Here is a 26,949-nt window from a genome sequence, read left to right on the forward strand (position 1 = left end):
TGATTGAAGGAGATTCAGATATGAGCACTATCACCCGTCTGGGCACGGCGAATATGTACGACAGCACGCTGCGCAACATCAATGGGCGCCAGAGCGACCTGGCCAACATCGCGGAAAAGAACGCTGCTGGCAAGCGCGTGCTGCGCCCCAGCGACGATCCGGTGGCCGCCGCGCAGGCTGAGCGCGCGATCACACGCATGGCTCGGACCGACGCTGACCAGCGCGCGCTGGACGCACAGCGCGGAGTCATCGAATACGCAGGCTCCACGCTCAAGGCCTCGATGGATGCATTACAGGAGTTCCGTGGTCTGTTGTTGGGCGCGGGTAATGGCGCCTATGAGCAAAGCTCTCGCGATGCGCTGGTAACGCAGATGACCAGCCTGCGCGACCAACTGCTTACCTACGCCAACCGCAAGGATTCCAACGGACTGCCGCTGTTTCGGGGGCTGGACAGCTCTGAGCAACCCATACAGGGCTACAACTTCGCGGGGCAGCCTGGCCAGACTGCCAGCAGTGACAACAGCATCGCCAATACCATTGACGGCGCTGCAGCCTGGATGAATGTACCCACGGGCAATGGCGTGCTGGCGGTCTCCATTGGCGCGGGCAATACCGGCAAGGCTTGGGCTGACGTAGGGGTGATCACCGATCCGGCTGCGGCTACGGCGCTGACGGCGCCCGTGGACATCGCTTTCTCCAAGGACGCCTCGGGCAATCTGCAATATAGCCTGGATGGAGGCGCCACCTTCACGTCCTACAAATCCGGTGACGCCATCAACGTTGCAGGTATGAAGCTGACCGTGACCGGCGAGCCGGCTGTGGGCGACAAGTTCACGGTCAAGCCCAGCGAACGCACCACGTTGTTCAATATCCTCGACCAGGCCATTGCCGCTGTGCGCAGCGGCGCCAAAGCTAATGGCAGTACCGATACAGGTGCGCTCACGCATGCCGTCACGCGCGGTGTGGCGGAGATTGATGCGGGCCTGAATCGCTTGAGCTCGGCACAGAGTCTGACTGGCGATTTGCTCAACCGCGCCGATCGGGTGGAAGAAGGGCTGGCTCTGCGCAAGGATAGGCTGGAAGGCGAGCGTTCCAGCGCCGAAGATATTGATTTGATTGCGGGGCAATCCGAGCAGCAGATGCGCCAGCTGGGGTTGCAGGCTGCGCTACAGTCCTATGCTTCTATCCAGAAGCTGTCTCTGTTCAACTTCATTAACTGACTCCGTGATTCGGCCCTCGCAAAAGCCGCGTCCGCCTTGCTATGGCCCAATCCGTTCTCTGTTCCCTGACTCTTGGTTATCGTCCGTTGTGGGACCGTCAACGGCGCTTGACCGGTATTCAACTGTTTGTGCACGAGGACCCGGGCTGCAACGCAGATATGGGGCACTTCCTGCGCAGCCTGAATGAAATCTGGAGCCAGCAGGCCCCACCGCTGCTGATTTCTGCCCAGTCCCGGCAGGTGCTGTGCAATCTGCTCGAACATGCGCCCCAGGGTAGTCCATGGATCGAGGTGCAGGGCGACTGGCTGCAGCAGGACGAGGGCATCTACGAGCTGGTCCAGAAGGCCAAGGCGCGTGGCCTGATGCTGGTCTGGGGTGGTTCCCTGGCCGAGGTGCCTGATGCGGATGCGGCACGCTGCTTTGCCAGTAGCTTGCTCAGCCTTCCCCCGGAGGGGGCGAACGGCATCGCCAATGTAGTGAGAAGCGCAACCGGCAAGCTGGAAGCAGCCGCCAAGGCGGAGGACGCCGGCTTTTTTACCGATCAATCGCTGAGCCTTCTGGGTGGCCAGATGTACCAGGGCTTGCAAAGCCTGGAGCTGGCGCGGGCCTGCCTGGATACGCATGATGCCGCTGGCGTGGCAGGCTGGCCCGTGGTGGATACGATTCAGGCCTTCAAGCTGCAGCAGCCCCAGCCGTCGCGCGACGTGCTTTTCAGATTGATGAAGGCCATCGACAAAGAGCAGTCGCTCGATGTGATGGAGGAGATTCTGAGCTCCGACCCGGTGCTGGCCTACCGCTTCCTGCTCTACACCAACTCGGCGGCTCTGGGCCTGCGTCGTGGCGTGGATTCGCTGCGCCGGGGGCTGGTCATGCTGGGTCTTGGCACACTGGAGCGCTGGCTGGCCGACCAGCTGCCTCACGCCTGCTCCGAGCCGGATCTGGTACCGCTGCGTACCCAGGTCGTGCTCAGGGCACGTCTGGCCGAGCGGCTGATCGAGGCGGGCGTCAGTCTGGAGCTGCAGCGTGAGATGTATCTCTGCAGCCTGTTTTCCCAGCTGGATCTGCTGCTGCACGAGCCTGTGGCGAATATTCTGCGCCGCACACCGCTCAATGAGCGCATCTTCAATGCCATCGTCACGCGAACCGGCCCTTATGCCGCCGTGTTGCAGATGAGCCAGGCGCTGGAGAGCAGCGATGCCGCGCCGATTCGCCAGCTGCGTGAGCAGGAAGAGTGGGATGCCGAAGAGCTCAACCGCCTGCTGCTGCGCATGCTCAGCGAACTCAAGCTTGGCATGCCCCAGACGCAAAGCGCTTGAACCTGAATTGGCATGAAAAAGGGCTTGAGCCCTTGTTCATCCAGCGCTGAAAGCTATCAAATTTGCTGTTTTGAACTGCTGCCTAGTCGTGCATAAGCATGGCTTGCCTGCCGCTTATCCGCGCATTGCCAGCAAGCCAGATTCGGACAATCTGGGCATCCCATCCGTCCGTGCGTCATGTCCGAATCCCAAGACAAAAACCTACCCGCCACCCAACGCAAACTGCAAAAGACGCGTGCGGACGGTCAGGGTGCGCGCTCGCGCGATCTGTCGCATCTGGCAATCCTGGGTACGGGGGCGGCGCTGATGTTTGTGGGCACGCAGCCGCTGATCAACCATTTGCGCGAAGCCATGGCCCGGCAGCTGGTCTTCAATGCTGCTGCCGCCAAGACTCCGGCGCTGATGCTGGAACGTGTTCAGTCCATGCTGATGCTGGGCCTGGGCATTGCAGTGATTTTTTCGCTGGTCACCACCACGGCTTCGGTGCTGTCTGGCGTGGCCGCCGGTGGCTGGATTTTCAGTTTCAAGCCCGTGCAGCCCAAATTCAGCAAGCTCAACCCCCTGTCGGGCCTGAAGAATCTGTTTTCCAAGCAGCAGCTGACCACGGTGGTCAAGATGGTGTTCATGACCATTGTTTTGGGCTTTGTAGCCTGGAAATACATGAGCGCCAATATTGCCGAGATCGCATCGGTCTCGACCCAGCCTTCGCCCATGGCGCTGTCCATGGTGGGCTCCTGGATGACTACAGGCGTCACGTTGCTACTGGTGGTGGTGCTGCTGGTGGCGGTGATCGACGTGCCGCTGCAGGCGTTTCTCTTCAAGTCGCGCCTCAAGATGAGCCACGAGGAAGTCAAGCAGGAGCACAAGGACTCCGACGGCAATCCGCAGATCAAGGGCAAGCTGCGTCAGAAACAGCGCGAGATTGCCGACCGCGCCAGCGTCTCTGCCGTGCCGCGTGCCGATTTTGTGGTGACCAACCCTACGCACTATGCCGTGGCGCTGCGCTATGACGACGCCACCATGGCTGCCCCGCAGGTGATTGCCAAGGGCACGGACCTGGTGGCGCTCAAAATTCGTGAAATCGCGGGTACGCACAAGATTCCGGTGCTCGAATCCCCCATGCTGGCGCGCGCCCTGTATACCCATGCCGATCTGGATCAGGCGATTCCAGCTGCGCTCTATACCGCCGTGGCCCAGGTGCTGGCCTATGTCTATCGCCTCAAGGCCGCATTGAGCGGTCAGGGCCCCATGCCCGATGCCCTGGGCGAGCCGCCCGTGCCGGTGGAGCTGGACCCGCACCGTGGTCGCACCCAGCCAACAGTCGCCGATGCCGCCGCGCAGCAAGAAGGTAATCTGTGATGACGTCGAATCCTCTGCAACTGTTCCAGAAGTGGTCTGGCTCCAACGCCGGTATCCTGCAAGGGTTGATTGCGCCCGTCCTGATCGTGGCGATTCTGGGGCTGATGGTGCTGCCCATTCCGCCGTGGATGCTGGACACCTTCTTCACCCTCAACATCGCCGTGGCGCTGATGGTGATGATGGTCGCGGCCTACATGATCAAGCCGCTGGATTTTGCGGCCTTCCCCTCGGTGCTGCTGCTGACCACCTTAATGCGCCTGTCGCTGAACGTCGCCTCCACCCGCGTGGTGCTGCTCGAAGGCCATCAGGGGCCGGGCGCTGCTGGCGCGGTGATCGAGGCCTTCGGCCATTTCCTGATCGGCGGCAACTTCGCCGTGGGTTTGATCGTGTTCGCCATTCTGGTGGTTATCAACTTTGTCGTGATCACCAAGGGTGCCGAGCGTATTGCCGAGGTTTCGGCCCGCTTCACCTTGGACGCCATGCCCGGCAAGCAGATGGCCGTGGACGCCGATTTGAACTCCGGCCTGATCGATGAGACCGAGGCCAAGCGCCGCCGCGCCGAGATTCAGGAGGAAGCCAATTTCTTCGGTTCCATGGACGGAGCCAGCAAGTTTGTGCGCGGTGACGCCATCGCCGGTATCTTGATTCTGGTCATCAACATCATCGGCGGCCTGATCATCGGCATGGCCCAGCACGGCCTGTCGGCCGGCGATGCGGCCAATAGCTATATCCTGCTGGCTGTGGGCGATGCGCTGGTGGCGCAGATTCCAGGGCTGTTGATCTCGGTGGCCGCAGCTATCGTGGTTTCGCGCGTCAGCAAGGAAACCGATGTGGGCCACCAGATCGTGACCCAGTTGCTCATGTCGCCCAAGGTGCTGGGCATCACGGCGGCCATTTTGCTGCTGCTGGGTCTGATTCCGGGTATGCCCCATCTGGTGTTCCTGGGCATAGGCGGCATGTTGGGCTGGATTGCCTGGAAGCTGGAAAAAAAGCAAAAGGCGCGCGCTGCGGCACCCGAGCCATCGGCCGTCGTCCCCCAGGTCAACCAGGGCGATGGCGAAGCCACCTGGGACGATCTGCAACCCGTGGATCTGCTGGGCCTGGAGCTGGGCTATCGCCTGATTGCACTGGTGGACAAGAGCCGTCAGGGCGATCTGCTGACGCGCATCAAGGGCGTGCGCCGCAAGTTTGCACAGGAAGTGGGTTTTCTGCCGCCGGCCGTCCATGTGCGTGACAACCTCGAACTCAAGCCCAGCGCCTATCGCATGACGCTGCGCGGCGTCATGGTGGGCGAGGGTGAAGCCTTCCCCGGCATGTTCCTGGCCATCAATCCCGGCGGCATCACCACCCCGCTGATCGGCACGGCGACGACCGACCCGGCCTTTGGTCTGCCTGCGCACTGGATCGACGAGCGGCAAAAGGAAGCGGCACAAATGGCCGGTTTTACCGTCGTTGATTCGGAAACCGTGATGGCGACGCATTTGTCACACTTGATGCAAGTGCACGCGGCCAAGCTGTTGTCCCGTACGGAGACGCAGCAACTGGTCGATCACGTGGCCAAGCTTGCTCCCAAACTCATCGAAGAAGTCATTCCGAAAATGGTGCCCATCACGACGTTCCAGAAAGTGCTCCAGCTGCTGCTGGAGGACTCTGTGCACATCCGTGATATCCGCACCATCATCGAAACTCTGGCCGAGAACGCCACGCAGACGGCTGACCCGGTGGAGCTGGCACGCCGCGTGCGTATTGCGCTGTCGCCTGCCATCGTGCAGCAGATCTATGGCCCCACTCGTGAGCTCAATGTGATTGCCATCGAGCCCGGCCTGGAGCGTCTGCTGGTGCAGGCTCTGTCGAATCCCAATGCGCCATCGCTGGACCCCGGCGTGGCGGAAATCCTCACACAAAAAGCGGTCGATGTGGCCAACCAACAGGAAGAGCTGGGCCTGCCCGCCTGCCTGCTGGTGCCCGACGCGATCCGCAACTCTCTTGCCAAGCTGCTGCGCCGTGTGGCGCCGCGTCTGCAGGTGCTCGCGCACAGCGAAATCCCCGAGACGCACACCATCCGCATCGGCCCGATTCTTAAAGGTGCATCCGCATGAACATCAAACGCTTCTACGCCCCCACCGCCCGCGAGGCCCTGGCCAAGGCGCGCATGGTCTTTGGCGACGGCACCCTGATTCTTTCCAATCGTCAGACGCCCGATGGTGTGGAGGTCATGGCCACGGCCGAAGAGACGCTGCAGGACATGGACTCCGCTGCGCAGGCCGGATCGTCCCTGAGGCAGGCGCTCGATCGCCGTGCGGCCGATGAAGGCATGAGCTTGCGCAAGGAACGCGGCCTGCCGCTGGCCCCCGCTGCGGTCAAGCGCGATTCGGCCGGGGCGGCCATGAGCACGCTGGAGCATGTACAGGCCCGCGAGATGCAGGCCCAGGAAAAACTGCAGGCCAAGCAGGTCAAGGAACTGGCTCAGCACTCCGTGCAGGACGATGTGGAGCAGCTGTCCATGAGCACGCTGACCTTCCAGGACTATGTACGCGAGCGCATGCTGCGCCGCCGCCATGAATCGTCGCTGGAGAGCAACGAGCCTTTGCCCACTTTTGCCCAGCGCGTGCAGGATCGCAACAACGAGCGCCCGGCCATGGCTGCCAAGGCGCAACCGGCAAGCGTGGCACGCCACAACCCGCTCAAGTCCGAGGCTATCCAGCTCAAGGAAAGCAGCCCCAAGGCCTCTGCCGCAGCGGCTCCGCAGAACTTCATGCAGGAAATGCAGGCCATGAAGGATTTGATCGAGGAGCGCTTCAATACGCTGACCTGGCTGGGCCAGACCCGCCAGAATCCGATTCAGTCCAGTCTGATGCACAAGCTCATTCGTGCCGGCTACTCGCCCGCACTTGCACGTGCGCTGATTGAAAAGCTGCCGGAGACGCTCTCTGCCGGCGACGCCGTGCGCTGGCTGATGCAGGTGCTGGAGCGCAATCTGCGTACCGATGCGGCCCAGCCCGCCATCTATGAGCAAGGCGGCGTGTTCGCCCTGGTCGGTGCGACCGGCGTAGGCAAGACCACCACCACGGCCAAGCTGGCGGCGCTGTGCGCGGCCAAACATGGCCCGGCATCCGTGGGCCTGATCACGCTCGATACCTATCGCATCGGCGGTCACGACCAACTGCGTACCTATGCCCGCATGCTGGGCATGGTGGCCCATCAGGCCCATGACAAGGCGGCGCTGCAGGATCTGCTGGGTCTGCTGCAAAGCAAGAAGATGGTGCTGATCGACACCACGGGTGTGGCACCGCGCGACCCGCGCAAGGACGAGATCATGGATGTGCTGGCCATCGATGGCGTGCAGCAGCTGCTGGCCGTCAATGCGGCCGCGCAGGGCGATGCGCAGGATGATGTCATGCAGGCCTTCAAGGCCCGTGGCTCGCACCAGGCCATCCTCACCAAGGTCGATGAAGCCGTGAAGATCGGCCCGTCGGTCGATACCTTGATTCGCCACCAGATTCAGCTGCGCGGCGTGACCAACGGTCAGCGTGTGCCCGAAGACTTCGAGCGTGCCAGCGCCCAATTGCTGGTGTCGGCTTCCATGCGCTCCGCGAGCAAATCGGCCTTCGATCCGCAGTCGCTGGATCTGGACTTCTTCTTCACGCCCTCGTCGGGTGGCATAGAGGCAGCCCATGCTTGAACGTCGCTCTCCTTTGCATCAGGGCATGGCCCTGCATGTCAGCGACGCCAGCACCGCAGGCCTGCGCGTGCTGGCTGTGCTGCACAGCGCATCGGGGGCAGCGGCGGAGCAGGCCGTGCTGTGGCCGCTGTGCGCCCAGCTGCAGCGCCTGGGCCAGAAGGTGCTGGTGCTGGACGGCAGCCAGGCCGAGTCTTTTCATGCGCCAGGTCTGGCGCAGTTGCTGGTGCAGCATGCCTGGCAGGCCCAGGCTGGTCTGCGCTCTGCCGTGGCCGATAGCCAATCAGTGGCCAGCCTGCCGGCGCGCCAGGGCCTCAAGCAGCTCAAGGCATTGGCCGGGGACATGGGGCTTGATGTACTGACCGCGCTGCAGGCCTATGTACGTGGCTTCACGACGGTGCTGATCTACGCGGGCAGCGAAGCTCTGACGCCGCTGCTGCAAGGCCAGGGTCTGCAGCCGCTGCTCGTGGTGCCCCCCGATGCCGAGCATCTGATCGATAGCTACCGCCAGCTCAAGCATCTGGCCGTGTTCGCTGGTGTGGAGTGCACGATTGCTGCACTGGAGGCACCCTTGAACGCAGATGGTCCGCAGAAATATGACTGGAGCCGCAAGCAGACCAGCTTGCAGACCGCCCAGCAAAATGCTCAGACACGCTTGCAGCGTTTGAATGCTTTGCTACAGTGTTCGCAGCGCCATCTCGGTGATGCGCCCGTGCTCATGCGCTTGCGCTGGCGTCAGTCCAGCGATCTGCACCAGCTCACGCTGCACATGCTCAAGACGGCCTGCATCCTGCCCGCCCACTCTCAGCCTGCAGCAGCTGCCGTACCTGAATCTCTTGCCTGGAGCCATTGACAGCCATGTACACCGCCAAAGGCCAACTCGACCGCGATGGGCTGATCCGTCAGCATGTACCGCTCGTGCGTCGGATTGCCCTGCATATGATCGCCAAACTGCCACCGAATGTGGAGCTGGATGATTTGATCCAGGTCGGCATGATCGGCCTGGCCGAAGCGCTGTCGCGCTTCGAGAGCGAGCAAGGCGTGCAATTCGAGACATTTGCCAGTCAGCGCATACGCGGTGCCATGCTCGATGAGCTGCGCGAAGGCGACTGGATGAGCCGCAGCTCGCGCAAGAGCCAGAAGGAAATCGAGCAGGCGCTCAATCGGCTGGAGCAGCGCCTGGGCCGCCCGCCACTGGAGTCCGAAATCGCCGCCGAGCTGGGCATGGCGCTGGACGACTACCAGTCCCTGCTGGGCAAGGTCCGCGGCACGCAACTGGTCTACCTGGAAGACATAGGTGGGGGCGATGGCGATGATGGCGACGACTATCTGGAGCGCCATGTGGCGGATTCAGGTGCCGACCCCTTTGCCTTACTGCGTGACCAGCGCTTGCGCGCTGCGCTGGTCGATGCCATCAAGCAACTGCCCGAGCGCGAGCAGTATGTGATGGGCATGTACTACGAGCACGACATGAACCTCAAGGAAATCGCCGCCGTGCTGGGGGTGACCGAGTCGCGCGTATGCCAGCTGCACAGCCAAGCCATTGCACGCTTGCGCACCAAGATGCGAGCACACTGAGGGATTCAGTGAATTCGGGCTGTAGCGCTTATGTATCAGGCGCTACGTGCTATGAAATAAATTCTGAAATCAGAAACCCAGACTGGCCAGCAGATCATCGACCTGTGATTGAGAGGTCACGATATCGGCCGTGTTTTCCGGGTCGACCACGGGGCCGGCCAGCTTGGGCTGAGCGGTCTCGGCAGGTGCCAGTACAGGTGCTTGCGCTATTTCGGGGGAAGTCTGGATCAGCAGCTCCAGCAGCTGGGATTCCAGATCGGCGGCCAGTGCCACGACGCGGGCAATGACCTGGCCAGTCAGGTCATGAAAGTCCTGGGCCATCATGATCTCGGTCAGATGGCTGTTGGTCTGCTGCGTGCCTTCCTCGACTTCCTGCAGGTAGTTCATCACCCGGCCTTTGGCCACGGCAGCCACCGGGTCCTTGATGAGCTCTGCACGCATGGCGCGGGTGCGCTCGGCCAGCGCATCCTGCTGGTTTTGCGTCACTTCCACCTGGCCCAGCACCTTTTCTGCGGCCTCGCCCGTCAGGCGGGCGATATAGGACAGGCGGCTTTGCGCGTCGGGCAATTCGCCCATGCTGCCGCGCAAGCGGTCCGCATAGCCCAGCTCGTTGAGAGAGTTATGCAACTGGCGTGTCAGGACGCCAATCTTGTAGTGGACGTTGGCGGAAGCCGGCTCGCTGCTCATGACTTAGAGGTCGAGTTTCTTGATGATGAGGTTGACCTTCTCTTCCAGCGTGGCCTTGGTGAAGGGCTTGACGATATAGCCAGCAGCGCCGCCCTGGGCAGCAGCCACGATATCTTCCTTGCGGGCCTCGGCCGTGACCATCAGCACCGGCAGATGCTTGAGCTTTTCATCCTGCTTGATCTCGTTCAGCAACTGAAAGCCATTCATGTTCGGCATGTTGATGTCGGTCACGACAAAGTCAAACTTGCTAGCACGCAGCTTGCTGATGGCCACCACGCCATCTTCTGCCTCATCGGCATCGGCAAAGCCGCTTTCCTTGAGCAGGTTGCGCACGATGCGGCGCATGGTGGAAAAATCATCAACAATCAAAAATCGCAGGGCATTAGCCACGAGAGGCCCTTTCGGTCGGAATAGGTGCGAGGGAACAAATTTTCAGCCGCGATAGTAACAATTTGTCAATCTCGGGGCGATGGTCGTGCATTGTCAGGCTTTTCGACAGATTCTGGGACAACTTCAGGGCTTGTTACAAACTCTTCAGCAGGGACCAGGGTCTGGACTGCCGGTATTACCTTGGTGTTACCACCTTGGGTAGCTGGTGCAGCGGGCTTGCGAGCAAGCGCCGATGTTGCTGCCTTGTGCAGGCTGTCAATGGCGTCGTTCGCGTTTTCGGCGGTTTCGGTCTGGCCCAGGCCCAGCACGCGGCGCTCGGCTTCCTTGGTCAATACCGTGATGGTGATGCGGCGGTTTTGCGCGGCGCGGGGCTGATCGGGCAGCAGCAGATCGCTGTTGGCCATGCCCACCACGCGGGCCAGTTGGTCCAGAGGCATGCCGGCATTCACCAGTTCGCGGCGTGATGCATTGGCACGGTCGGCAGACAGCTCCCAGTTGCTGTAGCCTCGATCGGCATTGCCATAGGGGGCTGCATCGGTGTGGCCCGAGAGGCTGATGCGGTTCTCTGCGTTGCCCATGGCCGCGCCGATTTCGCGCAGGATATCGCGCATATAGGGCTTGACCACGGCGCTGCCGCTGTCGAACATGGGGCGGTTCTGATCGTCCACGATCTGGATCAGCAGCCCGTCCTGCGTGATTTCGGTGCGGATCTGCGAGCGGTACTCGTTGAGCTTGGCGTTGCTGGCAATCATCGCGTCCACCTTGGCCTTGAGCGCATGCAGGCGCTGGGCATCCCGCTTGGACTCGTCAGCGCGGCCCATGGCCTGGCTGGCGCGGCGGTTGGCATTGTCATCGGCTTCGGAGCGGCGCACCTGACCATGCACCTTGCTCAGGTCATTGCCACCACCAGGCACGATGCTGGAGCTGTTGCCTGCGCCGCTGCCGCCCGACATGGCCACCTTGAGCGGGGCATTGAAATACGCGGCAATGCCTTGCAGCTCCCCCTGGGCCGTGGAGCCCAGCAGCCACATCAGCAGGAAGAAGGCCATCATCGCAGTCACAAAGTCGGCATAGGCAATCTTCCAGGCACCGCCATGGTGGGCAGGTGCCACCTTCTTGACACGCTTGATGATGATGGGCTGCAGTTTCTTGTCAGCCATGAGAGTGCTCCACGCGCATCACTTCTTGCCCTTGACGTGGGACTCCAGCTCCAGGAAGCCGGGGCGCTCGGTCGAAAACAGCACCTTGCGGCCGAACTCGATGGCCGTGGCCGGGTTGTAGCCCTGCATGCTGGCCAGCAGCGTGGCCTTGATGCATTCATATTCCTTGGCGCCGTCCTGGGTGCGCTGCTCCAGCAGGGCCGCCATGGGCTCGACCAGCGCATAGGCCAGCAAAATGCCCAGGAAAGTGCCGACCAGAGCGGAGGCAATCATGCCACCCAACACGGCAGGCGGCTGGCCCACAAAAGCCATGGTGTTCACCACGCCCAGCACGGCGGCAATGATGCCGAAGGCGGGCAGGGCGCCAGCCAGGCGGTTCAGCGCCGCCACCGGGCCATGGGCCTCGGCATGGTGAGCTTCGATTTCGCTGTCCATCAGCGCCTCGATCTCATGGGCGTTGAGGTTGCCCGAGACCATCATGCGCAGATAGTCGGTCAGGAACTCCATCACATGCGTGTCGGCCAGCAGCGCGGGGTAATTCTGGAAGATGGTGGAGGACTGTGGCTCTTCCACATCGGCCTCGATGGACATCAGGCCCTCCTTGCGGGCCTTTTGCAGCAGCTCATACAGAAGAGCCATGATCTCCATATACCGCGCCTTGGTATAGCGCGAGGGCTTGAGCGCGGACGGAATCGCCTTGGCCGTGGCCTTGAGCACCTTGGGCTGATTGCTCACGATAAAGGCTCCCAGGGCGCCACCGCCAATGGTCACCAGCTCGAACGGCAGCGCCTTCATGAGAACACCCACGCTGCCGCCATGCAGCACATACATGCCGAAGATGCAGCCGAAGGCGACGATATAACCGATGAGAACAAGCATGGGGAGTGATTGTGAGAGGGCTGGCCGCTGTCGTTGGCGCAAAAAGCCGGGTGATTGCTTGCTAGATCGGCAGCTTCAGGCGCTTTTGTAGAGTTGCCGTGCCATCTACTTTACCCGCAGGTGCTATGAAGGTGGCTTCGCTGCAAGATGTTGAAGCGTTGAATTGTGCGGTGAAAGCGTGCCTGTTTATGCGTGGCAGTTGCGGGTCTTAATTGCCCAATGGCGACGAATCGCGCAGTTATATTGGCGCGCAGGTATCGGGCGCTGATATGGCGCTGACGATGCATTTTCGGCACTTTTTTGGGTATCTATGTCATCTTCCCCCATCACCGCTCAGTCAGACCCGTCGTCAGCCGTTTTGTTGGGACTTGAAGAAATCCATCAGTTGATTAAGACCAACGAGTTCGTCCCTGCGCTCACAGCCTTGATGCAACGGGTGGCGCAGGACATGCGCAATCCGAAGCTGTGGCTGTTGATTGGCTTGGCCTATACCCGTATGTCCGACTGGACGCCCGCGATCGAAGCACTGCAGACTGCGCTGGAGATTGATCCCCAGGAAGTCCAGGCTGAGCATCTACTGTCCATGGCCTGGTTCAGCACGGGCCGCAAGCAGGAAGCCTGCGATCTGATCGACAAAGTGGCCAGGAAAGGAAACCTGGGGCCGCAATGGATGCTGCGTGCCTATATACATGCGCACACCAGCCGTGACCCCATGCTGGCGCTGCAGACCGCGCGCGACTGGGGGCGGCGCTTTGCTGATCCGCTCACGCGCAAGGCCAAGCCGCTGAAGGTGGCGGATCGCAACCCACGCAAAAAGCTCAAGATCGGCTACGTCACGGCGGACTTTCGCCAACACTCGGTGGCCTTTTTCATGCAGCCTGTGCTGGCCCACCACGACCCGGACTATGTCGAAGTGCATGTCTACTCCAACGGTCCTAGCGACAGCACCACTGAACACATGCGTTCTTTGGTGCCGCATTGGCTGGACGTGAGGGCGATGGACGATGAGGCGCTGTGCGAAAGAATCCGCCAGGAGGGAATCGATGTGCTAGTGGACTTGTCCGGTTTTACACAGGGCCACCGCCTGGGTGTTTTCGCTCGCCGCGCCGCGCCTGTGCAGGTGACCTGGCTGGGCTATATGCAGACACTGGGCATGAAAGCCATGGACTATCGCCTGGTAGATATGGGCATTGCCCCGCCCAGCCATGCACCGTATTACTCGGAAGCCTTGTTCTATCTGAAGAACATGGCCAGCTATGCTCCGCCTGCCTATGCGCCGTTGTGCGAAGAGCCGCCCATGCTGCGCAATGGCTACCCCACACTGGTCTCGCTCAATAGCTCGGCCAAGATCACCGATGAGATGCTGGGCATCTGGGCGCGCATTCTGCATGCGCGCGAGGACGCACGCCTCATCATCATGGTCAAGGAAGAAAACGCCGATGCGGCCCAGGCCCATATGCAGCCGCGCGTGGAGGTTGCAGGCATGCCGCTGGATCGCGTATCCGTGCTGCATCAGCAGCCGCTCGACCAGTTCATGGAAATGGGGCATATCGCAGACATTGCACTCGATACCTCGCCCATCTCCGGCGGCACCACGACCTTGCATGCGCTATGGATGGGGCTGCCTATTGTTGCTATGGATGCAGTACGTGGAGCAGATGCATCCTCGGCTCGTATGCTCCAGGGACTAGGATTTGGCGGAGTGATCGCTGCGGATCCGCAGGGTTATGTGGATGCAACACTGACGCTGATGAGTGACTCAGGCTATTTGCTGCGTCTGCGTGCCTCAGCAAGGGATCAGCTCAGGTGCAGCGTCTTGATGGATTACATATCGCGAACGGCGGAGCTGGAAAAGGCTTTTCGCCTAATGTGGCTCAACTATCTGTGTGGTGATCGCAAGGCCTTGAGCATCAATGTCGACTTGGTGCAGACATTGGCCGAGATGGACGCAACTGCATGACCACCAACCAGGAGCTGCCATGGGTTCCGCTGCTGGTGCCCGACATGCCGTCGCCGCAGGAACTGCTGCCCTGGCTGGAGCGCATGCATGCGGTACGGCACTACTCCAACTTCGGCCCGCTGGTGCAGGAGTTGGAGAAGGCGTTCGCACAGCAATTTGCTCTTGAGTCGGAGCAACTGACCACAGTGGCCAACGCCACTCAGGGATTGGAGTTGGTCTTGCAGGCACTGGATTTACCAACTGGTTCCCGCATCCTGCTGCCAGCCTTCACCTTTGTTGCCACGGCCACCGCTGTGGTGCGTGCAGGCCATCAGCCTGTGCTTGCCGATGTGGATGCGCACACCTGGATGCTTACGCCCGAAATCGCACGCGCGGCCTGCGAGTGCATGCGAATCGATGCCGTACTGCCTGTCGCCACCTTCGGCATGCCGCACGACATGCGGGCCTGGCAACAGTTCGAGCGAGATACGGGCCTAGCCGTGGTCATTGACGCTGCAGCCGCTTACGGCAGCCAATGGCTGCAAGGCGCAGAGGGAACGCTAGTCTTCAGCCTGCACACCACAAAAAGCCTGCCCGCAGGCGAAGGTGGCTTGGTGGTCTCCACGCGCCCAGGCCTGGGCGCCAAGGTGCGCCAACTCTCCAATTTCGGTATCAACCTCGACCCTGGCGCTGCCATGCCCGTGGGCGCGCTCGCCGACCTAGGCAGCAATGCCAAGATGAGCGAATACCATGCAGCCATCGGTTTGGTATCGTTGCAAAAATGGGAACAGCATGCACATAAAAGGCGCACGCTGCAGGCAGATTTGATACGTGAAATCTGCCTAGCCAGCGGCCATAGCTTGGCTTGGCAGGCTCAAGGTCCGGCTGGACCACAGATGGCTCCCACGCTGCTGTGCGTGCAACTGCCTGATGCCGCGGCCCGCACTACGGTGGAACGAGCTTGTCAGGAGGCTCGAATTATGACGCGGCGCTGGTACCAGCCGCTGCTGCAGCACATGGACGTGCTGCAGCAGCAGTGCCTGTCACTGGATACGCCCAATGCAGTGCAACTGGCGCAGACGCTGCTGGGGCTGCCGTTTTTTTGGGGCATAACGCTGGAGCAGCGTCAGAGAATATGTGATGTGGTAGCGAGGGCCTCGGCGGCTGCATGTTCTTTGAAATAGATGTAGGCCTTCGCGGAGTGATGCACCGGTCAAGGGACAAATTTCCAAATGTTATCAAGCGTAGGCAAGCGAAGGGCTTGCCAGAGATTTAATGTTCAGTCCCACAGTGAGATGGTGCGGATGAAGTCTAAAGCGACTTGGATCTTTTTCCCACGCCTCGCACATCGCACGGAATGGTGTCTTCCACTTGAGCGCTTTCAAGTGCTTGCCGAAGTTGTAGCTTTGAACAAATGCCTGGACATGCTTGCGTAGCTGCTCCAGGCCCTCGTACTCATACGCATTGATCGTGGATTCCTTGATGGTCCGGTTCATGCGCCCGACCATGCCGTTAGTCCAAGGGTGGTACGGCTTGGTATGTCGTTTTTCAATTCCATTGAACTTGCAGATACGCTCGAAGATGTGACCGATGCATGTGTCGGTGACGCCGCCTCTGAAGCGTTCTTGCCCTGTGAAGGCCATGCCGTTGTCCGTCAGAACGGTATGTATGCGGTACGGGAAGGCCACGAGCACCTGCCGAAGGAACTGCGCTGCGTTGGCTTTCGTAGCCCTGTCAAAGAACGCAACATGCGTGAACTTTGTGACGCGGTCTATGGCAACAAACATGTGCTGTCTGCCGCTGGAGATCTTCATTTCGGCACTGTCGATGTGCACGAAGCCCAGCGTCGTTTCTTCAAACTTTCCGTGCCTTCTCGGCACCCGCGTTGCGGGCTGTCGGCTGATGCCGTGACGCTGCAGGCAACGATGCAAGGCGCTGCGGCTGAGCTTGGGTGCTGTCTCCAGGAGCTGCCCCATGAGATCGTCCAGCGACAGATGCCCTTGCTTGCGTAATGCAATTGCCAGGTGTTCTTGCTCTTGAGAAAGATGCTGGCTTGCTCTGTCCCGAGGACCCATGGGCTCATCGAGAACAGAGGTGCGCGCACGCCACTTGGCCACGGTCTTGGGGTTAAGGCCATAGAGCTTGGCCAAAGACCGATGGGATCCGGTGGCTAGCTGGAGTTCTGCGCGGATACGCGGCGTCGTGCGGGCGCTGCCATGCAGGCGGATTGCCATAGTGCTCTCTCCTGTTCTGAGCTGAAGAATGCACCATGACTTCCTGGGACCGTACAGTTACGGCAGTGGTATGACCTGCTGGCGGCGCCTGCGTGACTGGAATGCCGATGGCGTCTGGCAGCGTTTGCACCAAGCCATGCTGGTGCGTCTGCGCGAGCATGACCAGATTGATTGGAGCCGAGCCAGCATAGATGGCTCCTCGGTGCCAAGCCCCCGGGGGGCCAGGAAACGGGCTCCAACCCCACGGACAGAGGCAAGCTCGGCTCCAAACGACACCTCGTTGTAGATGCCAGAGGCATCCCGCTGGTGATCCTCGTCAGCGGTGCCAACAGGCACGACTCCATGATGTTTGAGAAATGCATGGATGCGATTCCAGCCGTTGCAGGCTTGCCGGGGCGGGCACGCAAGCGACCGGCGAAGCTGCATGCGGACACAGGCTACGACTACAAGCGCTGCCGAGCCTACCTCAGACGACGAGGCGTGGCCAGCCGGATTGCCAGGCGAGGAGTCGAGAGCAGCGAGAAACTGGGCAAACATCGCTGGGTCGTGGAGAGAACACACGGATGGTTTGCAGGTTTTGGCAAGCTGCGAATCCGCTTTGAAAGGCGGCTGGGCATCCACGAAGCGTTGCTGAAACTGGCCGCTGCGATTATCTGTGCACGCTTCGTGGATCGGTGGTGTTAGCCGCTCTTATAAATTACCTTTATACTTTTCAAGTAAAGCCACATGATCCGGGCTAAGAGTTTGCTCGTTCATCAACCCGGATTTGGAAATGGAATGATATCCATTGGTATATCCGGTACATGTATCGATAATTCTTTCTCTATACGCGTACTCGTATTTTTCGTCTTTCACGAATACAGCCACGAAATCGTGCCAAGGGTCCACAGTTCCATCTTCTGATTTTGCTCCAATGAAAGACTCCAACATTCGAGGGGTGTAGCCCATTCTCTTTCCCCATGCAACCAATGCCAACCCAGAGTCAGGATAAAACCGCCAACAGTCAACAGGGCAACGATGGAAGCTCCCATTGCTCGGGGCATTCAAATAGAAGAGACCTTGAGGCTTCAAAACTCGTAAGATATCTAGAAAAACCAACCAAAAGAACTGTGAGTGCTCAAAAACTGAACTACATACAACGGCATCAACAGAGGCATCCTCTAATGGAAAATTGTATGGGTCATCGATAACGACATCCACGCCTTTCCCTTCGGTAAAGTCCAAACCGATGTATCGCACGCCATCAGGACTGACATCACGCAGAGAACCATTAATGTCACACGATCCAATTTCGGCAATCGTGAAATCATCTGATTTAGGTTGAGAACAATAAACCTCAAAAAAACGTTTTCCGTAATGCATAGCAGACTGATGCATTTTATTTCCTATCAATTTATCAGATGTGTTAATGAAAAATGGTCAATCCGCTTCATTTTGATGCAATAACCGACCATGCATTGGTGTCTTCATTTACTTTCGGCATAGAACTACCTGCCAAGGACAGATGACCCGGTAACACCTCCTCAACACTTCCTGCGATCACACGATTCCCAATAAGATTCAGCTCGGCAGATTTTTTTCTGATGATACAAAGTGAGTTGCAAAATTCGATTGAATTAATTTTTTCCAGAACACTCTCAGAAATAGTTACTTTGTAAGCTTCACGAAAATTATTGAGTATCTCAGATCGCTTGGCTTCTATACCCCAATGCTGGTGATTAATGACATCCACAAGAGACTTGAAAAAGGAAATTGATGAAGTTGGGTGAAAAATTCCTCCTTCGAACGCGTTCCAATAGCTGCAGCAGACATCCTCCACCACATAAACTCCTCCATCAGATAGGAGAGGAAAATATCGTGCGAACGACTTTACGATATCGCTAGAACGGTGTGATCCATCGTCAATGATGATATTAATATCATCTGATATTCCAGATATCTTGTCCTGCGTGGCATCAGAATTTGCATCGCCAACCACAACCGAAATCCTAGCATCTTCATATTGGAGAGCTTGGCAGCCCGGATTGATATCACATCCGACAAGATGCGATGCATTTTTAAAATATTTTGCCAAAACCTCAAGCGACCCGCCATTTGAAACACCTATCTCCAAAAGGCTTATGGATTTTCTGGAAAAATCGGAGAAAATTTCCTCATATTTTTTCAAATATGAAAACCATTTGTCAGAAACCTTGCCTTGGTGGCTTTCATATAAGGCCTGCAACGTACTCATTCCTCGGACTCCACTGCGCGCTCGGCGATCTCATCAATTAGCGTGTTGATTGTCACGCATTCCACCTGTACTTTTTTGCACGTCTCAAGAACCCAGGCTTTTCCTCCGGGGCTGGATGAAAAATCAATAGCCAAGGCATTCGGATATTGTTCAATACGTTGCAAAAATTCGGCGCTAGTCCAGCGGGGCGCTCCATAAATCTTCTCGCAATCCGCGCGATCATCAATTGCTGCAATTGCATTTTTGTAATATCTGGCCACGACAGGGCCGTAAATGCATCCATCCGTCGAAAACGGAGCCATAAGGAAAATTGGGCGCAAATGCACCTGGGAAAGGAAATGGCCTTCCGGAGAATTTTTCTCGGACAATAACGCGCACCCCAGCAGTGCCTGCTTCCTGTTTTGTTTCATGGCAGTATTTTCATTGCCATCAATCAAAGAGATTTTCTTGTTCTCCTGCAAGCAACTCTCATAAGATTCTTCTGGATCGTAGGAGATTTTCAGTACATACTGACAAATTAGGGAGTGTGGATTATTAATAATATTTTTAATAGTCGGGCCAGGAAGGTGAGGAAAGGGGTCGTCAGGCTGAAATCCCCACATGCCTACTGAAGTAGTCTCAAAGCTTTCTATCTTGAGCAGGTTCTTTGCTAAAAAACCTGGAATCGTTTTATGCGTGAAAAATCGAATATGAGTAGCGTCAAGCAGGCCGACATCGGTATATGAGAAATCATCGATAAGAAGTCCTGCCTTGATACTGGCATGTGCAAGATTTGGAAGAGAAACCAGAAACCGCCCTCCAGGCTTCAGGTAGCACAACATTTTCTCTAGAACTTCACATGGGTCATAGATATGCTCCAGAACATCCCCGAAGATGATGTAATCGAATTTACCAAAATATTCAGGGTAAGAATTTTCAGACAGCTGATTGAGATCAACCCGACTAACCTGTTCATACGCCCCCGTTCCTTGCGAGACAAGAACCGAACCAGCGTTGTGTTCCATGCCGTACATGGTGCAACCTTTGCTGTTGTGGAGAGCTACTCCCAAATCCCCGCAGGCACATCCTACATCCAGAACGACTGCTCCGTCCGAAACATATCTGAATAATATGCTTTTTGAATCATTGGCTGCATCCGTGGAAACGGAAGAAACCTTGTAAACAGCAGATCGTGCATCAGCGTCCGCACTGAGGGGAGAAACCTTGGGGACAATATTCGAGCAAGCGAGCGATGCGGATTTTCCCTCGCCACCGATTAGAGTAACCACGCCAGCATACAATCCATTTTTGTATTTTCTATCCAGATAGTCCAAATCTTTAAAATATGCGTCCCGACCATCCAGTGAGTCCGCTTGATTCCAATGGCAGCAATGCACGCGCAATATTTTTGAGTGCACTTTGAAATCTCGAAATGCCTTGATGCAAAAATCCTCGACATACAGATCGAATGTTAAATTCTCGTCAAACCGCAGCCTGTACTTTGAAACCAACGACGAATGCACAATCAAGCACTGGCAATCAAGCGTATCGACTATCGCGCCCGTATGGGAAACTTGGCAAAGCAAAAGACGAGCATTAGATCCATCCCTCTTTTTTTCCTGGCACTGACCGCGATACTCCCTGACATACGACCCATTTGGGTGACTGAATAGCGCGGCCCCTATCGGACCATAAATACACTCTTGATTCAAGGAGCTCAGAAGAGGAACAATATTTTCCTGTAATTCCCAATCGCTATGGCAAAAAACAAACCATGCCGATTCATTATAATTGTAATTGTCAAGAAAATCATTATAGCGAGCGGCTATGTTTTTATTTTCGCCCCTGTTATCAATGCCATGCAGCGATATGGATTGGTTATCTTTGATAAACGAATTTTCCGCCACGCACCTGGAATACAAGCCCATGTCAATAAACACTGAAACCAATATGACGCGATTCATTATTTTTTACCTTTCAGCAGGGCATCACGCGTAGCTTGCAGATATGCATAGCCGTAGTGGCTATCGGGTTCAAGATGTGCACCTTCCGCCCATTCATTCCATGCATTTACAAAAATTAAACTCTCGTCTCGAGAATGATTTTTCCGAGTGTATTCGATGCAACCGCTCAACCATTCTTTATAGACTTCGGGAGTGATTCCATCCAGAACAATGCTGCCGCTGTATGCTTTTCTGGGTGTGTTATCCCATGATGGTGCAACGCCTTTGAAGAGTTTGTACCGCACGTCATACAAATATTTTTTCTCCGCTACATAGTTTTCACCATCCCATACTTCACCACAAAAGTTGGGGTTTATGAAAACATTCAGCGACTTCTCATTTACCCCTCGTTCTTTCATCGAATGCGGCGGAAACTCCAGCATTGCGTCCATGCCCCATTGTCTAGGGTCATCTTGAAATCCGTGGGAATTTACTGAAATTAAATAAAGCCCAGGGAAACCATTTTCGACAGATTTTCTGCGCAAAGTATCGATAAACTGCAGGAATCTCTCTTTTTTGAATAAATGTGGCCTATATATGCTTAGCACTGGCTTTTCATTTATTTTAATATAGCGTTTATCATTAAAAAACGGCAAAATATCATCAAAAAATTTCTCGTCATCGTCCGGAAGAAGTTCCTGCTTATATCGAACTTCTCGATCTCCTCCGTCCCAGAGCTTTCCCCAATTTTCATTTGCCCAATTCAAGCAAAATGGAAAATCTATATCCTGATTACTCAGCCATTGAAATATGGGCATCTCCATCAAGCGAGAGCCAGAGAACCAATAATAGTGGAAGCAAAAACCGTAAATACCAAAAATCTTTGCTATTTCCACTTGGCGATGTACGACTGAAATATTGTTTAAATCGTAATAGCCAACATCAATGGGTAATTGAGGCTGATAATGGCCGGTGTATTGAGGGATGGCCTTGGTTACATTGGTCCATTCAGTGAAGCCTTTTCCGAACCACTCGTCGTTCAACGGAAAAGCATGAAATTGCGGTAAGTAGAATGCGATAGTTTTGATGTCTATCTTGTCAAGTTCGTTTTGCGGCACAGTTTCCAGTGGAACGAAATTTCCTCCTGTTCCACGTACACTTTTCGAGACGATGAAATCCGTATAATCTGAAATTTGCTCAAAGGTACAGCTTGGCAACTCGCCGAATTCCCGGAGGGCTTGCCTAAAACTTAAACATCGAACACCGACTAGGTCGCATAGTCCGGCAACCCAAGCCTTTCCCCTTTCGCTGATGGATAAATCAATTGCTATCGCCCCCTCGTAATCACTAGCCCTTTCCTTAAATGCATCGCTGTTCCAGCGTGGCACGCCATAGATACTATGTTTTTCACTCGTATCATCAACTACGGAAATTACATTGCCATACGTTTTCACAATTTCGGAACCATATCTCGATCCAAGGCGAGAATTAGGAGCCATCAAAAAAATAGAGGGCATGTTGCACATTTATTAATAAAATTTATTATGTAAGCGATCAAATCCGTGGCGGCCACGCCAGACTCATATTCTCTTTATGTGCGGTCAAGTTAGGGCTGTAGGCCGGATCCCCCGCTTCGAAAAACTTTCCCCATCTGCGCCGTATATAGGCGATCTCTCGCTGTAACCTGATCAGCTTTTCAGGTGTACAGTCCAGACCGCGCGAAGCGGACTCATGGTGATACAGTAAAGCATTAGGTGTCCAAACGTTGCGATAACCTTTTTCAATAAAACGCAGGCATAGGTCAATATCGTTCAAGCCGACGATGAGATCCTCCTCATTCAAGCCTCGTACCTCGTCATAGATGCTTTTTTTCATTGCCAGACATGCGCCTATCAACGCGCTATACCCCCGCATCAAGCAGGCCCATCCGGCATATCCTGGGTGCATATGCGAAAAATTACGAAAAACTTGGCCCACGAGCATGTGGCTATCATCTGCCAACACAATACCGGCGTGCTGAACTGTTTCGTCGGGATAAAGCAACTTGCCACTCACAGCCCCCACACCAGGTTGCAATGCAATGCTGACCAACTCGTCCAGCCAATTGGGTGTAATCACTTCCACATCATTATTCAAGAGCACCAGGATGTCCCCGCAAGCCACTTTGGAGGCCGCATTATTTAGCGCTGAATAATTGAAGGGGCGAGCATCTTTTAGAACACGGAGCCCTGGCTTGCGTGCCAGTTCCGTAAAATATGACAACGACAGTGGGTCGTCCGATCCATTGTCCACTAGGATAATTTCATAATTATGATATGTGGTCTTGCTTTCTATGCTTTCAATGCATTTTTTCACTAGATCCACTGCGTTGCGCGTTGGAATGATGATACTGGCCAGAGGCTTGGAATCGGGCAAGGCATAGCGCACACGGTAGCCATGGTCTGACAGCTCGGCCTGCGCATCAATGCCTCGTCGTAACAAGTGCGCGTTCAGTGCCTGCACTCCAGCTTCAGTGAAAACCGGAATGTTGCTGGCCTCGCCCGAAGACATGTCTTCGGGCAAGCGTTCGTGATACAGCACACGTGGAATATGAACGATCTGCTTTTCGTCAATCCGCTCAAGGTATCGCAGAGCCAGGTCGTAATCATAGGCCTCAGCGCATCCAGCGTTGAAACCACCCAATTCGCGCAACAAGGAAACTCGATAAGCTGCCGAGCGGCCGATCAAATTTTGCGAGTAGAAAAGATCTCGATTCCAATTGCATTTAAACCAATGAGCAAGGCGAAATCCTTTTCCATCTATTTTGTCTTCGTCCGCGTAAAGAAGCTCGGCATTCGAATGCATGTCGATAGCTTCTGCAAACCGAAACAAAGCGTCTTCACTTAAGGTGTCTTGTGCTCTCAGCAATACGGCCCATTCTCCATGAGCCTGCGCCAGCGCCTGATTCAATGCTGCTGCGGTATGCAAGCAGGCGGTGTCTATTTGGCACAGTTCCCAATGCGGATAAAGCTGCGACTTGATGGATGCGATGGAATGAGCGAGATGAGTGTGAGCCGGATCACTCTCGTCAATCGCAAGCAGGATGGAAATCAGAGGCTTTCGGCTCAACGCGGCGATGCTCGAGCGAATGCTGTCGCGCCCCACGTCGTCCAGAGTGTCGAATTTTTTAATCCACTGAGCATAGTCGTCGGTGGTCTGTACGGTCGCAGGCGACGGCATGCGCCAGTGATAAAGAACCCTTGGAATGTGATGTATCTGCTCATCGACGATATGGTCTAGGCAGCGCAAGGCGAGGTCATACCCATGCGAGCCTTCCATGCCGATGCGAAATCCCCCTATCTTGCGCACCAACTGGGCATGATGGACGCCGAGATGAAACACCGTCCCATGGCTGCGGAAAAATGCGCGATTCCAGGCTGGCTTGCTCATGGGCGAACAGTGCTCGCCTTGGCTGTTCAGCTTGTCTTCATCGGTATGGATCAGGCGGATGTCCGGATGTCTGCTGATCGCATCAGCAACCCAGCGCAGTGCGTCGAAACTCAACAGATCATCGTGATCCAACACGGCAATCCACTCGCCAGTCGCGAGCTCCAGCGCGCTATTCAGCGCTGCCGACACTCGGCCGTTTTCTTTGCGCAGAACCAGCCGGATTCGATCATCTTTGGCGGCATACTGCTGCAAGACATCATGGACGGCCTGCGAGGGCGAAGCATCGTCGGCGATGCACAACTCCCAATGCGGGTAGTCCTGCTCCAGCACAGACTCGATGGCCTGCGCCAAATACGTAGGGGCCGTGTTGTACGTAGCCATCACGATGGATATCAACGGTGCCGTCATTTGCTTTTGATTCAAAAAATGATGCGTGCAGGGTTGCCAAAAACTGTGGCTCCTGCTGGTACGTTCTTGACCACGACAGCCCCGGCCCCTACCGTCGCACCTTCTCCTATTTGAATGCCTGGAGTAATAGTGGCATGGGGATGAATGACGGCATGGCGGCCAATAACGGCTTTGCCGCCGATGAATACCATAGCGCCGATTTGTGCGTAGTCTCCAATCTGTGCATCGTGTCCGACGATGGTCTGGGTATGGATGTTGACGAAATTGCCAATCCGCGCATCCGGACTGATCTGTGTCAGGTGGCTGAGTAGGCAGCCATCGCCTAATTGAACACGGTTACCGAGCAAGGCGTGAGCCTGGATGCGCAGAAAGTGTCCGCCGGCATCCTGCAGGGGGCGGGAATATTGTTCTCGTTGGCGTGGGTCACCGAGCGCGCAGACAAACAGGTCTTGCGGCCTAGGGGCATAGGTCAAAGGGTCGCCCAGAATCGGCGTGGATTCATAGTTCAATCCATCGAGGAGGTGACTGCGGCTGTCCAGAAAGCCTTTGACTGTCCAAGCCTTGCCATATCCCGGATCTGCCTGCAGCAGCGCCAGTACTTCGCGTCCCCAGCCGCCGGCCCCAATGATGAGAACCTGTGGCAGCGAAGGTTGAGGTGATACGGGTAGATCGGAAGATGGCATTTCGTGTCAAGAGTTGTAGGTGTAGATGGGCTGGTCGTAGCGTGGATCGAAGTACGTCTTCTCAGCCACATCATGGCTGTAGCGCTGGGGCCAACCTAGTTCGCAGCATGCACCTATGCGTATCCTGGGGGCCACCAGGGCGCCGTTGCGCAGTGTGCAATGTGCGCCGATGTGCGCGCCATCGCCGACATGGGTGCCCGCTTCCAGCCAGCAGGCGGATTGAATATCTACGTTGCAGCCCACTTGCGAGCCCGGCAGCAGAATGCTGTTGGAGCCGATGTGACTCCCCCAGCCCACGATGGCACCGTCGCCAATGAAGGCATTGGGTTCGACTTGCACATTTGAGGCCAGCAAGGCTCGAGGACTGATGAACGGCTCCAGTGCAAAGCCGCGTTCCACCAGTGCGGACATCAATTCTTGGCGCTTGAAGTTACAGAATCGCTCGTCGAATGCAACAAAGGCCGTGCCCACAGCTGGCGATAGGGCATCCAATGCGCCAAGGTCAAATTCATAGATGGCATTTTGTGAAATGCTTATCTTTTCCAGTTGCAGATTAGGGTGAGCTCGGTGCCAAGCATCATGCACTACCTCTAGAAAGGTACCGCTGCCAATAATCCATTTATAGGCCATTTTCAGTTTCCATCAGAGTGTGATACCAGCGTTCTATCAATCGGTTCATGCCCTCATAAGCGCCTTGGGTAGGGTGTGGAGCACCGGTATGCAAGGCCGCTTGGACGGCTTCCATGATTTTCACATCTTCACCAACAACCAGTTTGCTTTCATGCATCTCAGCGAGTAGAACAGCACTGGAGGATTTAAAGGGGGGCTGTTTTTTGCGTGAAGTGAACCGATAAACCTCTATATTTGTGCAACCTGGGGAAATGGGGATGTGGTTCTCAATAGTGAACGAGTACCCACCATTGGCACTTGCAATATGTAGATTGGGATACGCCAGCCAATTGTAGTAGGCATTCTCATTGCCCCAACGCTGCACTAGATCATGCCAAGCAAAGCGCTGCATTTTGGGGATGTCGGCATCTTTGCCTCCAAAACTGAATGTGCACATCTCTTTACGCAATGCGAAAGGACTGGTATCCGGCAGTTCCTGGGCAGATGCTTGCAATAGCTTCTCATTTATGGAGGGGAGGAAGGTGACCGCCTTGGCCAGTGTCTTAGGGTGAACGTAGGTGATATGGTTGAAGTCACGTAAATTTTCGTAGGGCAATTTCCAGTTGAAGCGGCATGTCCAGGTGGTGGCCATGACTTCGCTGTCATAACTATTGGAGCTGCTCTCCAGTGAAACGAGAAAATCAGGAGAAAATTGCTCCTCCAGCGCCAGAGGATGATTATCTAGATTTACAAAAATCAGGTTGCCGACAGCACGTAGAGAGAACTCGCGTAGCTTGAAGAATTGTTTTTGTGTATCGCTGAAGTGATAAATGGAATCGCAATGCGGAATATGGGAGACGTGGCCTTTGTCATCATATTTCCAGCCATGATATGGGCAGACCAGAGGACGGCAACCTGTTGGCTCGGTCTGGATCAGCGCACTGCGGTGCAGGCAGACGTTTTCAAAGGCATGGAGTTCCCCGTGAAAGTTCTGGATGACGACCGGAATGCCTGCGATCTTGCGGGTGATGAAGGCGTTGTGCTTGGATAGCTGCGTTTTGAGTCCGGCGAACAACCAAACCTTGCGGAAAATTTTCTGTTGTTCACGTTCAAAAATATTGCTGTCCAAATAATACTTGGGATGCATTCGTGAGCGCATGGCAGCTTTCGGATCCAATGGTCTTCAACCCAAGAGGTGGTAAATGGTGGTTGACATGATTTTCA

At 56.2% G+C, this 26,949-nt stretch carries 22 protein-coding genes and 1 pseudogene; 10 read left to right on the forward strand and 13 right to left on the reverse strand.

The genetic code is table 11. From position 1 onward, the window contains the following. Positions 1-20: 20 nt before the first annotated feature. From flgL to QMY55_RS02245, 7 genes are all read left to right on the forward strand, one after another. Entirely contained in the window at positions 21-1,220 is a 1,200-nt protein-coding gene (flgL, locus tag QMY55_RS02215) for a flagellar hook-associated protein FlgL (protein WP_283487087.1), read from the forward strand. Positions 1,221-1,261: 41 nt separating this feature from the next. After that, the gene (locus QMY55_RS02220) at positions 1,262-2,536 is read left to right on the forward strand and encodes an HDOD domain-containing protein (RefSeq protein ID WP_407650596.1); all 1,275 of its coding nucleotides are present in this window, start codon (positions 1,262-1,264) and stop codon (positions 2,534-2,536) included. Positions 2,537-2,713: 177 nt separating this feature from the next. Beyond that, positions 2,714-3,895 carry an EscU/YscU/HrcU family type III secretion system export apparatus switch protein gene (locus tag QMY55_RS02225; RefSeq protein WP_283487088.1) on the forward strand — a complete coding sequence of 394 codons (1,182 nt, stop codon included), beginning with the start codon at positions 2,714-2,716 and terminating at the stop codon, positions 3,893-3,895. Further along, complete coding sequence (gene flhA / locus QMY55_RS02230) at positions 3,895-5,994, forward strand: flagellar biosynthesis protein FlhA (RefSeq protein ID WP_283487089.1); 2,100 nt, start codon at positions 3,895-3,897, stop codon at positions 5,992-5,994. The genes QMY55_RS02225 and flhA overlap by 1 nt, the downstream gene beginning before the upstream one ends. Further along, on the forward strand, positions 5,991-7,577 hold the full coding sequence (gene flhF / locus QMY55_RS02235) for a flagellar biosynthesis protein FlhF (RefSeq protein WP_283487090.1): 1,587 nt from the start codon (positions 5,991-5,993) through the stop codon (positions 7,575-7,577). Before flhA ends, flhF begins: the two co-directional genes overlap by 4 nt. Beyond that, a complete protein-coding gene (locus QMY55_RS02240; protein WP_283487091.1) occupies positions 7,570-8,427 on the forward strand; it encodes a hypothetical protein in 858 nt (285 codons plus the stop codon). The genes flhF and QMY55_RS02240 overlap by 8 nt, the downstream gene beginning before the upstream one ends. Before the next feature lie 5 nt (positions 8,428-8,432). Further along, positions 8,433-9,152, forward strand: coding sequence for an RNA polymerase sigma factor FliA (locus QMY55_RS02245; RefSeq protein WP_283487092.1), 720 nt, complete (start codon positions 8,433-8,435; stop codon positions 9,150-9,152). Positions 9,153-9,221: 69 nt separating this feature from the next. Here the strand turns inward: QMY55_RS02245 and QMY55_RS02250 are convergent, their stop codons facing one another. The 4 genes from QMY55_RS02250 to motA form a co-directional block, all read right to left on the reverse strand. Next, on the reverse strand, positions 9,222-9,839 hold the full coding sequence (locus QMY55_RS02250) for a protein phosphatase CheZ (RefSeq protein ID WP_283487093.1): 618 nt from the start codon (positions 9,837-9,839) through the stop codon (positions 9,222-9,224). Between the two features lie 3 nt (positions 9,840-9,842). Next, complete coding sequence (gene cheY, locus QMY55_RS02255) at positions 9,843-10,229, reverse strand: chemotaxis response regulator CheY (RefSeq protein ID WP_283487094.1); 387 nt, start codon at positions 10,227-10,229, stop codon at positions 9,843-9,845. Positions 10,230-10,294: 65 nt separating this feature from the next. Then, complete coding sequence (motB, locus tag QMY55_RS02260) at positions 10,295-11,389, reverse strand: flagellar motor protein MotB (RefSeq protein ID WP_283487095.1); 1,095 nt, start codon at positions 11,387-11,389, stop codon at positions 10,295-10,297. An 18-nt stretch (positions 11,390-11,407) separates the two neighbouring features. After that, complete coding sequence (motA, locus tag QMY55_RS02265) at positions 11,408-12,268, reverse strand: flagellar motor stator protein MotA (protein WP_283487096.1); 861 nt, start codon at positions 12,266-12,268, stop codon at positions 11,408-11,410. Positions 12,269-12,653: 385 nt separating this feature from the next. Here motA and QMY55_RS02270 point away from each other — a divergent pair, with 385 nt between their 5' ends. Both QMY55_RS02270 and QMY55_RS02275 read left to right on the forward strand, forming a co-directional pair. Continuing rightward, entirely contained in the window at positions 12,654-14,228 is a 1,575-nt protein-coding gene (locus QMY55_RS02270) for an O-linked N-acetylglucosamine transferase, SPINDLY family protein (RefSeq protein ID WP_283487097.1), read from the forward strand. Continuing rightward, positions 14,225-15,391 (forward strand): DegT/DnrJ/EryC1/StrS family aminotransferase, encoded by a 1,167-nt coding sequence (locus tag QMY55_RS02275; RefSeq protein WP_283487098.1) that lies wholly within the window; start codon positions 14,225-14,227, stop codon positions 15,389-15,391. The genes QMY55_RS02270 and QMY55_RS02275 overlap by 4 nt, the downstream gene beginning before the upstream one ends. Before the next feature lie 54 nt (positions 15,392-15,445). Here QMY55_RS02275 and QMY55_RS02280 read toward each other — a convergent pair whose 3' ends face one another. Further along, positions 15,446-16,441, reverse strand: coding sequence for an IS481 family transposase (locus QMY55_RS02280; protein WP_283487099.1), 996 nt, complete (start codon positions 16,439-16,441; stop codon positions 15,446-15,448). Between the two features lie 58 nt (positions 16,442-16,499). Between QMY55_RS02280 and QMY55_RS02285 the strand changes: the two are divergent. Beyond that, positions 16,500-17,125, forward strand: a pseudogene (locus tag QMY55_RS02285) (IS5 family transposase); the annotation flags it as partial. A 6-nt stretch (positions 17,126-17,131) separates the two neighbouring features. On the opposite strand, the gene QMY55_RS02290 reads toward QMY55_RS02285, so the two are convergent. Genes QMY55_RS02290 through QMY55_RS02325 form a run of 8 tightly spaced genes read right to left on the reverse strand, consistent with a single transcriptional unit; the run spans position 17,132 to position 26,902 of the window. Continuing rightward, positions 17,132-17,818, reverse strand: a complete 687-nt coding sequence (locus QMY55_RS02290; protein WP_283487100.1) for a methyltransferase domain-containing protein — start codon at positions 17,816-17,818, stop codon at positions 17,132-17,134. 52 nt (positions 17,819-17,870) lie between these two features. Continuing rightward, positions 17,871-18,674 (reverse strand): class I SAM-dependent methyltransferase, encoded by an 804-nt coding sequence (locus tag QMY55_RS02295; RefSeq protein ID WP_283487101.1) that lies wholly within the window; start codon positions 18,672-18,674, stop codon positions 17,871-17,873. Beyond that, entirely contained in the window at positions 18,671-20,617 is a 1,947-nt protein-coding gene (locus QMY55_RS02300; RefSeq protein ID WP_283487102.1) for a class I SAM-dependent methyltransferase, read from the reverse strand. Before QMY55_RS02300 ends, QMY55_RS02295 begins: the two co-directional genes overlap by 4 nt. Then, positions 20,617-22,113 carry a glycosyltransferase WbsX family protein gene (locus QMY55_RS02305; protein ID WP_283487103.1) on the reverse strand — a complete coding sequence of 499 codons (1,497 nt, stop codon included), beginning with the start codon at positions 22,111-22,113 and terminating at the stop codon, positions 20,617-20,619. The genes QMY55_RS02300 and QMY55_RS02305 overlap by 1 nt, the downstream gene beginning before the upstream one ends. A gap of 37 nt (positions 22,114-22,150) precedes the next feature. After that, on the reverse strand, positions 22,151-24,448 hold the full coding sequence (locus QMY55_RS02310; protein WP_283487104.1) for a glycosyltransferase: 2,298 nt from the start codon (positions 24,446-24,448) through the stop codon (positions 22,151-22,153). Then, entirely contained in the window at positions 24,445-25,116 is a 672-nt protein-coding gene (locus tag QMY55_RS02315) for an acetyltransferase (protein WP_283487105.1), read from the reverse strand. Before QMY55_RS02315 ends, QMY55_RS02310 begins: the two co-directional genes overlap by 4 nt. 6 nt (positions 25,117-25,122) lie before the next feature. Continuing rightward, positions 25,123-25,746, reverse strand: a complete 624-nt coding sequence (locus tag QMY55_RS02320) for an LbetaH domain-containing protein (RefSeq protein WP_283487106.1) — start codon at positions 25,744-25,746, stop codon at positions 25,123-25,125. After that, positions 25,736-26,902, reverse strand: a complete 1,167-nt coding sequence (locus tag QMY55_RS02325; RefSeq protein WP_283487107.1) for an aromatic ring-hydroxylating oxygenase subunit alpha — start codon at positions 26,900-26,902, stop codon at positions 25,736-25,738. Before QMY55_RS02325 ends, QMY55_RS02320 begins: the two co-directional genes overlap by 11 nt. Positions 26,903-26,949 lie beyond the last annotated feature (47 nt).

Origin of the sequence: Comamonas resistens (genome assembly GCF_030064165.1) — a bacterium.
Taxonomy (GTDB): Bacteria; Pseudomonadota; Gammaproteobacteria; order Burkholderiales; family Burkholderiaceae_C; genus Comamonas; species Comamonas resistens.

Bases quoted from the DNA above. Each gene is read 5' to 3' on its own strand.
- flgL (WP_283487087.1), top strand. From the start codon at position 21: ATGAGCACTATCACCCGTCTGGGCACGGCGAATATGTACGACAGCACG.
- QMY55_RS02220 (WP_407650596.1), top strand. From the start codon at position 1,262: ATGGCCCAATCCGTTCTCTGTTCCCTGACTCTTGGTTATCGTCCGTTG.
- QMY55_RS02225 (WP_283487088.1), top strand. From the start codon at position 2,714: ATGTCCGAATCCCAAGACAAAAACCTACCCGCCACCCAACGCAAACTG.
- flhA (WP_283487089.1), top strand. From the start codon at position 3,895: ATGACGTCGAATCCTCTGCAACTGTTCCAGAAGTGGTCTGGCTCCAAC.
- flhF (WP_283487090.1), top strand. From the start codon at position 5,991: ATGAACATCAAACGCTTCTACGCCCCCACCGCCCGCGAGGCCCTGGCC.
- QMY55_RS02240 (WP_283487091.1), top strand. From the start codon at position 7,570: ATGCTTGAACGTCGCTCTCCTTTGCATCAGGGCATGGCCCTGCATGTC.
- QMY55_RS02245 (WP_283487092.1), top strand. From the start codon at position 8,433: ATGTACACCGCCAAAGGCCAACTCGACCGCGATGGGCTGATCCGTCAG.
- QMY55_RS02250 (WP_283487093.1), bottom strand. From the start codon at position 9,839: ATGAGCAGCGAGCCGGCTTCCGCCAACGTCCACTACAAGATTGGCGTC.
- motB (WP_283487095.1), bottom strand. From the start codon at position 11,389: ATGGCTGACAAGAAACTGCAGCCCATCATCATCAAGCGTGTCAAGAAG.
- motA (WP_283487096.1), bottom strand. From the start codon at position 12,268: ATGCTTGTTCTCATCGGTTATATCGTCGCCTTCGGCTGCATCTTCGGC.
- QMY55_RS02275 (WP_283487098.1), top strand. From the start codon at position 14,225: ATGACCACCAACCAGGAGCTGCCATGGGTTCCGCTGCTGGTGCCCGAC.
- QMY55_RS02280 (WP_283487099.1), bottom strand. From the start codon at position 16,441: ATGGCAATCCGCCTGCATGGCAGCGCCCGCACGACGCCGCGTATCCGC.
- QMY55_RS02290 (WP_283487100.1), bottom strand. From the start codon at position 17,818: ATGCATCAGTCTGCTATGCATTACGGAAAACGTTTTTTTGAGGTTTAT.
- QMY55_RS02295 (WP_283487101.1), bottom strand. From the start codon at position 18,674: ATGAGTACGTTGCAGGCCTTATATGAAAGCCACCAAGGCAAGGTTTCT.
- QMY55_RS02300 (WP_283487102.1), bottom strand. From the start codon at position 20,617: ATGAATCGCGTCATATTGGTTTCAGTGTTTATTGACATGGGCTTGTAT.
- QMY55_RS02305 (WP_283487103.1), bottom strand. From the start codon at position 22,113: ATGCCCTCTATTTTTTTGATGGCTCCTAATTCTCGCCTTGGATCGAGA.
- QMY55_RS02315 (WP_283487105.1), bottom strand. From the start codon at position 25,116: ATGCCATCTTCCGATCTACCCGTATCACCTCAACCTTCGCTGCCACAG.
- QMY55_RS02320 (WP_283487106.1), bottom strand. From the start codon at position 25,746: ATGGCCTATAAATGGATTATTGGCAGCGGTACCTTTCTAGAGGTAGTG.